Raw genomic sequence first — 13,480 nt, forward strand, 5'->3', positions numbered from 1 at the left:
ATGAAAAAGCTGACTCTGAAGCAAAAGCTGTGGGTGCCCATGCTCCTGTGCTGGCTCGCCTTGCTGATCGTCACCGCAGTCAATGCCATCGAGGCGCGCAACGCTTCGATGCAGGCGCGGCGCACGGCCTTGGCAAACGTGGTCGACATGTCGATGTCCATCGTTGCCGACTATGCCAGGCTGGCTGAAGCCGGCAAACTATCGGCGGACGAAGCGCAGAAGCAGGCCATTGCCCGCATCGACGTGCAGCGGTACGGCACGTCCGGCTATGTGTCGATCGTGCGCGACGACCAGGTGCTGATCGACAATCCGCTGAGTCCGAAGTTCAACGGCAAGGACATGAGCAAGTTCCGCGATGCCAAAGGCGGGGCGCTCTATCAGGAGATCGTCGATGCAGGCAGGTCGGCGGGCGGATCGGGCTATATCCGCTATTGGTGGCCCAAGCCCGGGGCGACCGTGCCGAGCGAAAAGATCAGCTATGTCAGGCATTTCGCGCCGTGGCATTGGAATCTCATTGCCGGCGACTACATGGACGACATTCAAGCGCAGTTCTACGCCACGCTTGAACGATCGGCCGGATTGCTCGTGCTGCTGGGCGGGTTGGCTTCTCTGGTCGCATCGCGGGTGGGGCGCAATGTCCTGCGCTCGATCGGCGGAGAGCCGTCTGCCGCGTCTGCGGCGGCCAGGCAGATCGCCCGGGGCGACCTCACGACCCACATCGCCCTGCGCTCGGGCGACACATCCAGCCTGATGTACGCGCTGCGCCAAATGCGCGATCAGCTCGCGGTCGCGATCGGGCACATCACGCGTTCGACCGAGACGATCATGGTCGCCTCCAAAGAGATCGCTGCCGGCAATCTGGACCTGTCCAGCCGCACCGAAGAGCAGGCGGCGGCATTGCAACAGACCGCAGCCAGCCTGGATGCACTGACGCAGATCGTGGCGCAGAACGCAGAGAACGCCGTCACGGCCTCGGAGCTGGCCGCCAGCGCGTCGGACACCGCATCCCATAGCGGCCAGGTCGTCAACGACGTTGCCGGCAAAATGGCCGAGATCTCGAGCAGCTCGAACAAAATGGGGGAGATCATCAACGCCATCGAAGGCATCGCGTTCCAGACCAACATCCTGGCGCTGAACGCCGCGGTCGAAGCAGCCCGCGCCGGAGAGCAGGGCCGCGGCTTTGCAGTGGTCGCCGGCGAAGTGCGTCAGCTCGCACAGCGTTGCGCGGGCGCGGCCAAGGAAATCAAGGCGTTGATCGAGCAATCGGTCGCCCACATCGCCGCGGGCTCCAGCCTTACCGACAAGGCAGACGAAACCATGACCGGGGCGGTCGCCGCGGTGCGACGCGTGACGTCGATCATGAGCGAAATCTCGGAAGCGTCGATGCGGCAAAGCACCGGCATCGTCGAGGTCAATCAGGCGATACGTCAGATGGACGACGTGACGCAGCACAACGCCGCGCTGGTGGAGCAGGTGGCCGCGTCGGCCAGTTCGCTCGACGAGCAAACGCAAAGGCTGCGGCAGGCCGTCGCTGCGTTCAAGGTCGAGATGCCCGTCGCGCAGCCGTCGCCGGCGCAGGTCATCCCTTGACGCGCACGATCTTCTGCACTTGGGGCACGTGCCGCACAGCGCGGATGACTTGTGCCAGGTGCTTGCGACTGTCGACCTGGATCGTCAGGTGCAGCAGCACCGTGGAAACGGCATCGTCGTGCATGGTGACGTGGGTGATGTTGGAATCGGCCGCGGAAACCTCGGCCGCAATGCGGCCCAGCACGCCGCGTTCGTTGCGCGTGACGATGTCGAGCCGGGTCGAGAAGTGCTTGCTGGCTTGGCTGTCCCAGGCCACCGGCACCCAGCGCTCCGGTTCGCGCGCCTGGGCGCGCTGCGCGATGGGGCAGTCTGCCGTATGCACCACCAGTCCCTGGCCCAGCCGTACGCCTGCAATGATCGCGTCGCCGGGCAGGGGGCCGCAACAGGGCGCCAATTGCACCGCCTGGCCTTCGTTGCCCTGGATCAGAATGGGCGCGGCTCGCGCCGCGGTCATTTCGTCCATGGCTGCGGCCGTGGTGGCCATAAGGGCGTTCTCGGGCGCAAAGCGCCGCGCCACCACAGCGGCCAGGCGCTTGCCCAGGCCGATGTCCGAGAGAATCTCGTCGCGCGAGCTGGCGCCCGTGCTGCGGGCCAGCTTGTCCCATTGAGGATCGTCTGCGGGCGGCAGCGTCAGGTGCAGCTCTTCCAGGGCCTGCGTCAGCAGGCGCACGCCGAAGCCCACCGACTCCTCGTACTTGACGGTGCGCAGATAGTGCCGGATCTCGGAGCGGGCCCGGCCTGTGCGCACGTAATTGAGCCACTGCGCGTTGGGGCGCGAGGCCGGCGAGGTGATGATCTCGATCGTGTCGCCGCTGCTCAGCTCGGTGCGCAGCGGCGCAAACTCGCCGTTGATCTTGGCCGCCACGGCCTGGTTGCCCACATCGGTGTGGATGGCGTAGGCCAGATCCACCGGCGTAGCGCCGCGCGGCAGCGAGATGATCTTGCCGCGCGGCGTGAACACGTAGACCGCATCGGGGAATAGATCGACTTTGACGTGGTCGAGGAACTCGCCGGAATCGCCCGTCTGGCTCTGGATGTCGAGCAGGGACTGCAGCCACTGGTGCGTGCGCTTCTGCAGGTCGTTGAGCGTAGTGTCGCTTTCTTTGTACAGCCAGTGCGAGGCCACGCCTTCTTCCGCCACGTGATGCATGTCGCGCGTGCGGAACTGGAACTCCACCGGCGTGCCGTAGGGGCCGACCAGCGTCGTGTGCAGCGACTGGTAGCCGTTGAGTTTGGGGATGGCGATGTAGTCCTTGAATTTTCCGGGCACCGGGCGATAGAGCTGGTGCAGCGTGCCCAGAGCCAGATAGCACTCGGGCAGCGTATGGACGATCACGCGAAAACCGTAGATGTCCAGGACCTCGGAGAAAGACTTTTTTTGCTCCTGCATCTTGCGGTAGATGCCGTAGAGCGTTTTTTCCCGGCCGCTGACGTCGGCCTCGATGCCGGCGGCCGGCAATGCCGCGCGCACGGCGTCTTCGATCTTGCCGATGACTTCGCGCCGGTTGCCACGCGCGGCCAGAACGGCGCGGTGCAGCACCTGATAGCGGTTGGGATACATGGCCGCGAAGCAGAGGTTCTGAAACTCGCGGTAGATGACGTTCAGACCGAGCCGGTGGGCGATGGGCGCGTAGATGTCGAGCGTTTCCCGTGCCACGCGGCGGCGCTTTTCGGCGCTGACCACGTCGAGCGTGCGCATATTGTGCAGGCGGTCGGCCAGCTTGATGAGAATGACGCGTACATCGCGGGCCATGGCCAGCAGCATCTTGCGAAAGCTCTCGGCCTGCTGCTGCGCCTTGGACGCGAAGTCCAGACGTTCGAGTTTGGTCAGGCCGTCGACCAGCTCGGCCACTTCAGGGCCGAATTTCTCGGCCAGTTCCTGCTTGCTGACGTTCTGGTCTTCGATGACGTCATGCAGCAGGGCTGCCGCCAGGGCGTTGGCGTCGAGCTTCCAGCCGGCACAGATTTCGGTGACGGCGATGGGGTGAGAGATGTAGGGTTCGCCGCTGGCGCGGAACTGTCCCAGGTGGGCGGAATCGGCGAAACGATAGGCCTCGCGGACTTTCTCGACGTCGGACTGGGAGAGATAGCCGCCGATGAGCTCGGTCAGCGGCGCCAGCGAGGCGATGGGAGGCGGGGAGGGCTCGGCGTCGGGTTGCGCGGATTTGCCGTTGCCGGGTCGCAGGCCAAGCCTCGACCCCGCACGCAGTGCAGCCAACAACCCAGAGGATGCGTGCTTGAGCCCGGGAAATGCCATGCTGCGCCTCCCGGTGATGAATCAGGTCGGGACTTTGCGCAGCATTTCCAGGCCGGTCTGACCGGCGGCGATTTCGCGCAGAGCCGTGACGGTGGGTTTGTCTTTGCTGTCGATGCGTGCGGCATGGCCCTGCGCCAGCTCGCGGGCGCGGTAGGTCGCGGCCAGCGTGAGCTTGAAGCGATTGGGGATCTGGTTCAGACAGTCTTCGACGGTAATACGGGCCATGGGAATCCCTGAATGTGAAAAACGGGTTTAGTGGTCTGCCGGGATACCCAGCTGGGCGAACAGCGGGGCATGCCGCGCGGCTTGCGACGCAAAGCGCAGCCTGGCGGCGCTGATGATCTGTATCAACTGTGCACGGGCCACGCTAAATTCTTGATTAATAATAACATATTCGCATTCCGGCGCATGGGCGATTTCGCTGCCGGCAGCCAGCAGGCGACGCGAGATCACATCGTCGGAATCCTGTCCGCGGGCGCGCAGGCGCTTGGCCAGTTCGTCAATGGACGGAGGCAGGATGAAGATGCCGATGGCCTTGGGAAAGCGCTGTTTGACCTGACGCGCGCCTTGCCAGTCGATTTCCAGCAGCACGTCCCGACCCGCCCGGGTGGCCTCATCGATGCGGTCGCGTGGCGTGCCGTAGTAATTGCCGTGAACCTCGGCCCATTCCAGCAGCGCATTGGCATCACGCATGGCCAGGAACTCGTCGGCAGTGGTAAAGCGGTATTCCCGGCCGTCCTCTTCGCCGGGGCGCGGCGCACGCGTCGTACACGAGATCGACAGGGTGATGGACGAATCGTGGTCGAGCAGCGCGCGCACCAGGCTGGACTTGCCTGCGCCGCTGGGAGCAACCACCATGAATACGTTTCCGGGAGAGGTGTACATGGCGCACGATGGAACTGGGATTCGTAAAAGTATAGCCCGCCGTATCGCCCGGTTCCCGGTTTGAACGCGGCGTATCCCACGCGCGGCTCTGCTAGGATGGGCACGGACAAACACGAAAGGCAGGAGCGACACGATGAGCACGACATATCCCGAAGCGACGAGCGGCAAGATCGCCCTGGTGACCGGCGCAGGCACCGGAATCGGCCGCGCCGTGGCGCTGGAATTGCTGGCACGCGGCTATCAGGTCGTGCTGGCCGGCCGGCGCGGCGAACTGTTGGAAGAGACTCGCGCCCGGGCCGGCGCCGCCTCGAGCCGGGCGCTGGCGGTCGCGACCGACGTGACCCGCGACGATTCGGTGGACGCGCTGTACGAGCGCGTGCGCGCCGCCTACGGGCGCCTGGACGTGCTTTTCAACAACGCGGGCCGCGGCGCGCCGGCCGTGCCCATCGACGAACTGCCGGCCGCCGTGTGGCGCGACGTGGTCGACGTCAACCTCACGGGCATGTTTCTTTGCGCCCAAGGCGCCATACGTCTCATGAAGCGGCAGATGCCGAAAGGCGGCCGCATCATCAACAACGGCTCGATCGCGGCCTATACCCCGCGGCCCATGTCGATCGCCTACACGGCGACCAAGCACGCGGTGACGGGACTGACCAAGGCGATCTCATTGGACTGTCGCCATGACAACATCGCCTGCGGCCAGATCGACATCGGCAACGCCGCCACCGACATGACCGAGCGCATGGCCAAAGGCATTCTGCAAGCCGACGGCAGCATGAAGGTCGAGCCGCGCATGGACGTCGCACACGTGGCGCGGGCCGTGGCGGGCATGGCCGAACTGCCGCTCGATACCAATGTGCAGTTCATGACCATCATGGCGACCGCCATGCCCTATGTCGGACGAGGCTGAGGCGTCTTACTGACAAAAAAACGGCCATTCATCGAATGGCCGTTTTTTTGACGGACCCTTATTAGGGTCTGGAGGGATCGTCAGGGTTTCTTGACGATGTCTGCCGGCGATTCGCTCGTGTCGTTCGAGATGCCCGCCGGCGTGGCAGGAGCATCGCTGTTCTGCGCCACGACTTTGGACGTCAGGTAGCGCACGGCGCCGGCGTAATGCTTGGCCCAGTATGAGGCCTCGAGATTGTCGATGCGCACGCGCTCGCCGCGCACCGGAGCATGGACGAACTGGTTGTCGCCGATATAGATGCCAACGTGGGAGATGGCGCCCGAGACGATCGTGCGCAGGCTTTTGTGATGGTTATGCCAGACCACGTGCCGGGTTGCGACCGTGCTCTTGAAGAACACCAGATCGCCGGGCAGTAGCTGCTGGCGCGCCACGGACTTGCCGGTGGCGTGCTGTTCGCGGGCAGTGCGAGGCAGCGTCAGGCCCGCCGTTTCCTGATAGACGAAGCGTACCAGGCCGCTGCAGTCAAAACCTTCCTGGGGATCGTCGCCGCCCCAATGATAGAGCGTGCCGATGGCGTTCAGGCCGGTTTCGACGACGCGATCGCGCAGACTGAATGCGGCTTTGAGGGTTTGGTCGTTGGCGGCGGACAGGCCCTTGAGCGTGGGAAGGGCTTCGGTTTCGACGGCCGCCTGGGCGGGGGTGCAGAGCAGGCTGGTTGCCAAAGCGGTGGCGGCCAGCAGGAAAATAGGGAGCTTTTGCGTCGGCGGCAAGGTCATGTGGCGTCGGTAATTAAGGCGTTGATGACAGAAAAACTACCGTAAAACGGCAAAAATAACGGCAGGATGCTAACCTTCAGGCCAGCAAGAAACTGCCGGGGCAATAGGGATTTCAGCGTCTGAAATAGCTTCGGGGTAGTCCCCGCCAGCACGCTGCCCCCGGAGTATACCGGAATAATACGTTACATGACAGCGATTTGTTTTAAATAGTAACAAATGCGCTAAGTGTTTGAATTATAGAGGGAGTTCATGCCCAAAAGTACCATGGCTGGAACGATTGTCCGGCCTGAGTTCCGTCCCTTCGAGCCTTTCAATGATGCCGCCGCCGCGGTGGACAGGCTGATTGAAATCTACGAACGCAACACGGCTTTTCTGCGCAGCGCCTTCCAGCAGGCGCTGTCCGGCGCCGAGCAGGCGGGTCGCACGCGCGCGTGTTATCCGGCCGTGCGCATCAACGTGCCCAGCCATCACATCCGGGATAGCCGGCTCTCTTATGGTCACGTGGCTGAACCCGGCCGCTACCAGACCACGATCACACGGCCACGTCTGTTCCGTCACTATCTGGAGCACCAGCTTTCCCTGCTGCTGCAGAACCATGGCGGCGCCGTCGAGGTGGGCGAATCGGATCTGCCCATCCCGCTGCACTTCGCTTTCGTCGATGGCGCCAGCGTCGAGGGCGAGCACATCGAAAGTCTCAAGCGCCCGCTGCGCGACATGTTCGACGCGCCCGACCTGTCCGTTACCGACGACGCCATCGTCAACGGCACTTGGCGCAATACCAATAGCGGGCCGCAACCGCTGGCGCCGTTCACCGCGCCGCGCGTGGACTATTCGCTCCTGCGCCTGCAGCACTACACGGCGACCGATCCTGCGCATTTCCAGAATTTCGTCCTATTCACCAACTATCAATTCTATGTGGACGAGTTCCTGGCCTGGGCGCGCGGCCTGATGGCGAACGTGCAGGGCGAGTACGACCAGTTGGTAGAGCCGGGCAACCGCGTCACCCTGCTGGGCGGACAGGTTCAGGGCGAGGCGGCGGCGCGCATGCCGCAGATGCCGGCCTATCATCTGGTGCGCAAAGGCCATACGGGCATCACGCTGGTCAACATCGGAGTAGGGCCCTCGAACGCCAAGACCATTACCGACCACGTGGCGGTGCTGCGCCCGCACGCCTGGCTGATGCTGGGCCATTGCGCCGGCCTGCGCGACACGCAGAAACTGGGCGACTACGTGCTGGCGCACGGCTATGTGCGCGACGATCATGTGCTCGACGCCGACTTGCCCACCTGGGTGCCGGTGCCGCCGCTGGCCGAGGTGCAGGTGGCGCTGGAACAAGCCGTGGCCGAAGTATCGGGACTGTCGGGCTGGGAGCTCAAGCACATTGTGCGCACCGGCACCGTGGCGACGATCGACGACCGCAACTGGGTGCTGCGCGACCAGAATGAACTGGTGCAGCGTTTCGCCCAGTCGCGCGCCGTCGCGCTGGACATGGAATCGACCACCATCGCGGCCAATGGCTTCCGTCTGCGGGTGCCCTACGGTACGCTGCTTTGCGTGTCCGACAAGCCTCTGCATGGCGAGCTCAAGCTGCCGGGCATGGCCAGCACGTTCTATCGCACCCAGGTCAACCAGCACCTGAAGATCGGCATCCGCGCGCTGGAGCACCTGCGCGACATGCCGCTCGAGAGGCTGCATTCGCGCAAGCTGCGTTCGTTCATGGAAACGGCGTTTCAATAGCGGCGCCCACCGCCACGGCGCCGCGAGCTGCGGCGGCTGCAGGCACAGCCGGCCGCGAGCTCTTGACCTTGCGCAGGGCATCAGCGAACCATTGCTCGGCCATGCGCGGGGTGCCGGTATTGCGCGTGAAAAAGCCGATGGGCGGCAGGCTCCACGCAAACGAGTAGGGAATGATGGTCACGCCGGCGCCGCGCACCAGCTCCTCGGCGATGTCGGCGGGCAGGATGGCCACGGCGCGTTCGCTGGCGGCCAGCATTTCGCCGATCAGGCGCGCCGCATCGCTCTCCATGACCGGTCGTGGCACGGGCAAACCGGCTTCGACGAAGAGGCCCGCCACCTGCTCGCGCAGGTAGCTGGTGGATGGACTCATGATCCAGTCCAGTGCTGCAAGGCGCCGCCAGTCCAGGCGCTGCCGCGTCAGTCTCGCGGCCAGCCGGCGGTTGGCGATCAGGCGCGGCGGCTGGCTATAGAGCGCATAAAAGCTCAGGCCCTCCTGGCTTAGCACCGGCGAGGCCAGGCCGACCACGATGTCCAGCGTGTGATCCTGCAGCTGCGAAAGCAGCAGTTCGCTCGGTCCACCGTGCACGGTGACGGTGAGCCGCCGACCGTCGCGCGCTGCCTGCTGCAGGGCGGCCGGCAGAACGCGGCTGGGAACGAAAGGCGTGACGCCTATATGCAGGTGCGCCGTGTGTCCGCCGGCCACGGCGTCCATGTCGCGCACCAGATGGTCGAGGTCCTGCACCATGGCCTGGGCGTGGTCCAGCACCACCCGGCCCAGCGGGGTCGGCGCCATGCCGCGCGCCGAGCGCTCGAATAGCGGCGCGCCGAACATGCCCTCCAAATCGTTGAGCGTGTTGGTCAGCGCCGGTTGGCTGATGGCCATATGCTCGGCCGCGCGCGTCAGCGAGCCATGCCGGCGTATCTGCAGGAGCAGCGCCAGATGGCGCATCTTGAGGCGATTGCTCAATTTATGAGCAACATCGACGGCGTCGAAAGCCATGAAATTCCATATAAGTTAAAACTTATGAAATCATATTAAATCCAAATATCATGATTATGTCTGGAGGCGTAATATCGTTCGCCTATTCCCGTCCGACACTGTTTTTCCAAGCCTGGGTCACCAATATGAGCACCGATACTTCAAACAACCGCAAGGCCGCGCTTGACTATCACGAGTTTCCCAAGCCCGGAAAACTGTCGGTCAATGCCAGCAAGCCGCTCATTTCTCAGCGCGATCTGGCGCTGGCCTACACGCCCGGCGTGGCTGCGGCCTGCGAAGAGATCGTCGCCAACCCCATGGATGCCTTCCGCTACACCGCCCGCGGCAATCTCGTGGGCGTGATCACCAACGGCACGGCCGTGCTCGGGCTGGGCAATATCGGTCCGCTGGCGGCCAAGCCGGTCATGGAAGGCAAGGCGGTCCTGTTCAAGAAATTCGCCGGCATCGACGTTTTCGACATCGAGATCAACGAGTCCGATCCGGACAAGCTGGTCGACATCATCGCCGGGCTGGAGCCGACTTTCGGTGGCATCAACCTGGAAGACATCAAGGCGCCGGAATGCTTCGCGGTCGAGCGCAAGCTGCGCGAGCGCATGAAGATCCCGGTCTTTCACGACGACCAGCACGGCACGGCCATTACCGTTTGCGCCGCTTTCATCAACGGTCTCAAGGTCGTGGGCAAGAGCATCAAGGACGTCAAGGTCGTGACCTCCGGCGCCGGTGCGGCCGCGCTGGCCTGCCTGGACCTGCTGGTCGATCTGGGATTGCCCATGGAACACATCTGGGCCACCGACATCGAAGGCGTGGTCTATAAAGGCCGCACCACCCTGATGGATCCTGACAAGGAGCGCTTTGCGCAAGAGACGCCGCTGCGCAAGCTCACGGAAGTGATCGACGGCGCCGACGTATTCCTGGGCCTGTCGGCCGGCGGCGTGCTCAAGTCCGAGATGGTCAGGAAAATGGCCGTCAAACCCCTCATTCTGGCTCTGGCCAACCCGTCGCCCGAGATCCTGCCCGAAGAAGCGCATGCCGTGCGCGACGACGTGGTCATGGCTACCGGCCGTTCGGACTACCCGAACCAGGTCAACAATGTTCTGTGCTTCCCCTACATCTTCCGCGGCGCGCTGGACGTCGGCGCCACCACCATTACGCGCGAGATGGAAAAGGCGGCGGTGTACGCGATCGCCGGCCTGGCCCAGGAAGAGCAGAATGAAATGGTGGCCGAAGCCTACGGCACCTACGGCGTTTCCTTTGGTCCCGAATACTTCATACCCAAGCCTTTCGATCCGCGTCTGATCACGCGCATCGCGCCGGCCGTGGCCAAGGCCGCCATGGAAGGCGGCGTGGCAACGCGACCCATTGCCGATCTGGATGCCTACGTCCAGCAGCTGCAGCAATTTGTCTATCACTCCGGCACCTTCATGAAGCCGGTGTTCGGCGAGGCCAAGCGCTGCACGCGCGAGGGCGGCAAGTCTCGCATCGTCTTCACCGAGGGCGAGGACGAGCGCGTACTGCGCGCGGTGCAGGTGATTGTCGATGAAAAGCTGGCCCGACCCATTCTTGTGGGGCGCCCTCAGGTGCTGCTGTCGCGCATCGAGAAATACGGCCTGCGCCTCAAATTGGGAGAGGACGTCGAGGTCACCAACCCCGAATACGACGAGCGCTTCCACCAGTACTGGACCACCTACTGGGAGCTGATGTGCCGTCGAGGCATCAGCAAGGAAATGGCGCGCGTCGAAATGCGCCGTCGCAATACGCTGATCGGTGCGGTGATGGTGCGTCTGGGCGAAGCCGACGGCATGGTTTGCGGCGCGGTCGGTGCTTTCCATGACCATTTGCGCTTTGTCGACGAGGTGATAGGCATGAAGCCTGGCGCCAAGACGTATGCGGCCATGAATATCGTCCTGCTGAACGAGCTCACGCTCGCTTTGGTCGACACGCATGTCAACGACAATCCCACGGCCGAGCAGATTGCCGAATACACCATCGCCGCTGCGCGCAAGATGGCCAATCTTTATCTGGTGCCCAAGATCGCGCTGCTGTCCCGCTCCAATTTCGGCACCGGCAATTGGTCTTCGGGAGCGAAGATGCGCGAGGCCTTGCAATTGATCCGCGCTCAGGCGCCCGATCTGGAGATCGACGGGGAAATGCACGGCGACTGCGCGCTGGACGATGCGTTGCGTTCGCGCATTCTTCCGTCCACGACACTGAAAGGGACGGCCAATTTGCTTGTTTGCCCGAATGTGGACTCGGGCAACATCGCCTACAACCTGCTCAAGGCCACCGCGGGCGGCAATATCGCCATCGGCCCCTTCCTGCTGGGCGTCAATGCGCCGGTCACCATTCTGACTTCCAGCTCCACCGTGCGCCGCATCATCAATATGGCGGCACTGACGGTGCTGCAGGCCAATTGCATGGAGCAGGCCGGGGCGTAGTTTCGAGGCTCGCGCGCCCATGTCGGCTTCATCGAGCGCCCGAAGCGGGGCGAGGAACAGCCTCGTCCTGCCTTTCATTGTCGCGGCGACGTTCTTCATGGAGTATCTGGACACGACGATCATCGCGACGGCGCTGCCGCAGATGGCTCGGTCCTTCCACGTCGGTCCGAACGAAGTCAGCCTGGGCATGACCGCCTATATGCTCACGCTGGCGGTCTTCATTCCGATCAGCGGCTGGATCGCGGACCGCTGCGGCGCGCGCAGGGTGTTTGGCAGCGCGGTGCTGATCTTCACGCTGGCCTCGGTGCTGTGCGGGTTCTCCGCCAGCGTCCTGACCTTCACGGCGGCCCGCGTGTTGCAAGGTCTGGGCGGAGCGATGATGGTTCCGGTCGGGCGCATGATCGTGGTGCGCAACACTGATCCGGGCCACATGATGCGCGCGATCTCGACCATCACCTGGCCCGGCATCGTCGCTCCCGTTGTCGGCCCTACCGTGGGCGGATTCATCACGACCTATGCTTCGTGGCACTGGGTGTTCTTCCTGAACCTGCCATTCGGCCTGGCAGCGCTCGCGGCGATCGCGGCCTTTGTGCCCGATCAGCCGGGGCAGGGCGCCCGCAAGCTTGACGTGCCGGGGTTCCTGCTGTGCGGCGTGGCGCTGGTCTCGCTGCTCTACGGCATGGAGCTGGCCAGCCATCAAGAGGCCAGCCTGACCAGCGCGGCGGGTTTCCTGGCCGCAGGCATCGCTGCAGGCGCCGTCGCCGTCGCCCACCTGCGCAGAACCGTCGATCCCATACTCGATCTCTCAGTCTTTCGCGTCCGGTCCTACAGCATCGCCGTCTTGTGGGGCAACATCGCACGCGCCGGCATCGAGTCGGTGCCCTATCTTTCGCCCTTGCTGTTCCAGATCGGCTTTGGTCTTTCAGCTTTTCATTCGGGCCTGCTTTTGCTGGTAACCGCTTGCGGCAACCTCGGCATGAAAATTTTCGTCAATCCGATCATGAGGCGCTTCGGCTTTCGCGCCGTGATTCTGACCAACGGCGTCGCGGTGGCCATGACCATGCTGGCCTTCGTCTGGCTTACACCGGGTACGGCTGCCCCGGTGTTGTATGCCGTGCTGTTCGCCTATGGCATTGCCCGGTCCTTGCAGCTCTCGACCATGTCTACCTTGAGCTTTGCCGATATTCCCGAGGCCTTGAAGAGTTCGTCCAGCACGCTGTGGAGCACGATGCAGCAAGTGTCGATCGGCATGGGTATCGCTTTCGGCGCCGTATGCCTGCGCATGGCGAATCTGGTTCGTGCGGGACAAGACTCGGCGGGCTACTCTCCGTTCGCCATTGTCGATTTCCATTGGGCTTTTGCGATCATGGCGTTGATGACCGTCTTGCCGACGCTTATCTATCTGCTATTGCCCCGCGACGCAGGACGCAGCATGACGCACGCGGCGTCCAAGCCGTCTGCCGCGCGCTGATCGGCGCGCGGCAAAGACAAGCTTCAGAAGCTTTCCCAATCGTCGCTCGCCTCGGCTGGTTTGTGCGACGGCCTGGAGCGAGGCTGCGGCCTGGGCAGGGCCGGAGCAGGGCTCGCCGGCTTGGCCTTGGCAGGCTCCGCCGGAGCGGGCGCAGGTTTATGGGCCGCGGGAGCGGAAGCCTGCATGACGGAGGCGGCGGACCCCGACGCCGAAGGGGTTTTTGCGTTGCCCAGCTTGAACATCGACACGACTTTGGACAGGTGCTGGGTCTGATCGCGCAGCGAGCCCGCAGCCGCGGCAGCCTGCTCCACCAGGGCGGCATTCTGCTGCGTGGTCTCGTCCATCTGCGTCACCGCCAGGTTCACCTGATCGATGCCGCTGGACTGCTCCTCCGAGGCCGCCGAAATCTCGCCCATGAT

At 63.8% G+C, this 13,480-nt stretch carries 10 protein-coding genes and 1 pseudogene; 5 read left to right on the forward strand and 6 right to left on the reverse strand.

Annotated elements, in window-relative coordinates; translation table 11 throughout:
• A complete protein-coding gene (locus tag ACTHJ1_RS14545) occupies nt 1-1,590 on the forward strand; it encodes a methyl-accepting chemotaxis protein (protein WP_440193574.1) in 1,590 nt (529 codons plus the stop codon).
• Here the strand turns inward: ACTHJ1_RS14545 and ACTHJ1_RS14550 are convergent.
• From ACTHJ1_RS14550 to gmk, 3 genes are read right to left on the reverse strand one after another with little or no spacing between them, the layout of a single operon-like run.
• Complete coding sequence (locus ACTHJ1_RS14550) at nt 1,580-3,847, reverse strand: RelA/SpoT family protein (protein WP_440193576.1); 2,268 nt, start codon at nt 3,845-3,847, stop codon at nt 1,580-1,582. The two genes, ACTHJ1_RS14545 and ACTHJ1_RS14550, sit on opposite strands and share 11 nt — an antisense overlap.
• Nucleotides 3,848-3,868: 21 nt before the next feature.
• Nucleotides 3,869-4,072 carry a DNA-directed RNA polymerase subunit omega gene (rpoZ, locus tag ACTHJ1_RS14555; protein WP_440193578.1) on the reverse strand — a complete coding sequence of 68 codons (204 nt, stop codon included), beginning with the start codon at nt 4,070-4,072 and terminating at the stop codon, nt 3,869-3,871.
• 27 nt (nt 4,073-4,099) lie between these two features.
• On the reverse strand, nt 4,100-4,732 hold the full coding sequence (gmk, locus tag ACTHJ1_RS14560; RefSeq protein ID WP_440193580.1) for a guanylate kinase: 633 nt from the start codon (nt 4,730-4,732) through the stop codon (nt 4,100-4,102).
• A gap of 133 nt (nt 4,733-4,865) precedes the next feature.
• Here gmk and ACTHJ1_RS14565 point away from each other — a divergent pair, with 133 nt between their 5' ends.
• On the forward strand, nt 4,866-5,642 hold the full coding sequence (locus tag ACTHJ1_RS14565; protein ID WP_440193582.1) for an SDR family oxidoreductase: 777 nt from the start codon (nt 4,866-4,868) through the stop codon (nt 5,640-5,642).
• Nucleotides 5,643-5,722: 80 nt separating this feature from the next.
• On the opposite strand, the gene ACTHJ1_RS14570 is transcribed toward ACTHJ1_RS14565, so the two are convergent.
• Entirely contained in the window at nt 5,723-6,418 is a 696-nt protein-coding gene (locus ACTHJ1_RS14570; protein WP_440193584.1) for a C40 family peptidase, read from the reverse strand.
• Between the two features lie 249 nt (nt 6,419-6,667).
• Here ACTHJ1_RS14570 and ACTHJ1_RS14575 point away from each other — a divergent pair, with 249 nt between their 5' ends.
• On the forward strand, nt 6,668-8,155 hold the full coding sequence (locus tag ACTHJ1_RS14575) for an AMP nucleosidase (RefSeq protein ID WP_440193586.1): 1,488 nt from the start codon (nt 6,668-6,670) through the stop codon (nt 8,153-8,155).
• On the opposite strand, the gene ACTHJ1_RS14580 is transcribed toward ACTHJ1_RS14575, so the two are convergent.
• Nucleotides 8,133-9,155: a LysR substrate-binding domain-containing protein gene (locus tag ACTHJ1_RS14580; protein WP_440193588.1), complete on the reverse strand. Its 1,023-nt coding sequence runs from the start codon at nt 9,153-9,155 to the stop codon at nt 8,133-8,135. The two genes, ACTHJ1_RS14575 and ACTHJ1_RS14580, sit on opposite strands and share 23 nt — an antisense overlap.
• Nucleotides 9,156-9,280: 125 nt before the next feature.
• Between ACTHJ1_RS14580 and ACTHJ1_RS14585 the strand changes: the two genes are divergently transcribed.
• Both ACTHJ1_RS14585 and ACTHJ1_RS14590 read left to right on the forward strand, forming a co-directional pair.
• The gene (locus tag ACTHJ1_RS14585; protein ID WP_440193590.1) at nt 9,281-11,590 is read left to right on the forward strand and encodes an NADP-dependent malic enzyme; all 2,310 of its coding nucleotides are present in this window, start codon (nt 9,281-9,283) and stop codon (nt 11,588-11,590) included.
• Between the two features lie 19 nt (nt 11,591-11,609).
• Complete coding sequence (locus ACTHJ1_RS14590) at nt 11,610-13,061, forward strand: MFS transporter (RefSeq protein WP_440193592.1); 1,452 nt, start codon at nt 11,610-11,612, stop codon at nt 13,059-13,061.
• 23 nt (nt 13,062-13,084) lie between these two features.
• Here ACTHJ1_RS14590 and ACTHJ1_RS14595 read toward each other — a convergent pair.
• Nucleotides 13,085-13,480, reverse strand: a pseudogene (locus ACTHJ1_RS14595) (methyl-accepting chemotaxis protein); the annotation flags it as partial.

The organism is Bordetella sp., assembly GCF_051960075.1.
GTDB lineage: Bacteria > Pseudomonadota > Gammaproteobacteria > Burkholderiales > Burkholderiaceae_B > Bordetella.

What these genes read in the sequence shown, in the direction of transcription:
- ACTHJ1_RS14575 (WP_440193586.1), top strand. Translation starts at nt 6,668, where the DNA reads ATGCCCAAAAGTACCATGGCTGGAACGATTGTCCGGCCTGAGTTCCGT.
- ACTHJ1_RS14590 (WP_440193592.1), top strand. Translation starts at nt 11,610, where the DNA reads ATGTCGGCTTCATCGAGCGCCCGAAGCGGGGCGAGGAACAGCCTCGTC.
- ACTHJ1_RS14550 (WP_440193576.1), bottom strand. Translation starts at nt 3,847, where the DNA reads ATGGCATTTCCCGGGCTCAAGCACGCATCCTCTGGGTTGTTGGCTGCA.
- gmk (WP_440193580.1), bottom strand. Translation starts at nt 4,732, where the DNA reads ATGTACACCTCTCCCGGAAACGTATTCATGGTGGTTGCTCCCAGCGGC.
- ACTHJ1_RS14580 (WP_440193588.1), bottom strand. Translation starts at nt 9,155, where the DNA reads ATGGCTTTCGACGCCGTCGATGTTGCTCATAAATTGAGCAATCGCCTC.
- rpoZ (WP_440193578.1), bottom strand. Translation starts at nt 4,072, where the DNA reads ATGGCCCGTATTACCGTCGAAGACTGTCTGAACCAGATCCCCAATCGC.
- ACTHJ1_RS14565 (WP_440193582.1), top strand. Translation starts at nt 4,866, where the DNA reads ATGAGCACGACATATCCCGAAGCGACGAGCGGCAAGATCGCCCTGGTG.
- ACTHJ1_RS14545 (WP_440193574.1), top strand. Translation starts at nt 1, where the DNA reads ATGAAAAAGCTGACTCTGAAGCAAAAGCTGTGGGTGCCCATGCTCCTG.
- ACTHJ1_RS14585 (WP_440193590.1), top strand. Translation starts at nt 9,281, where the DNA reads ATGAGCACCGATACTTCAAACAACCGCAAGGCCGCGCTTGACTATCAC.
- ACTHJ1_RS14570 (WP_440193584.1), bottom strand. Translation starts at nt 6,418, where the DNA reads ATGACCTTGCCGCCGACGCAAAAGCTCCCTATTTTCCTGCTGGCCGCC.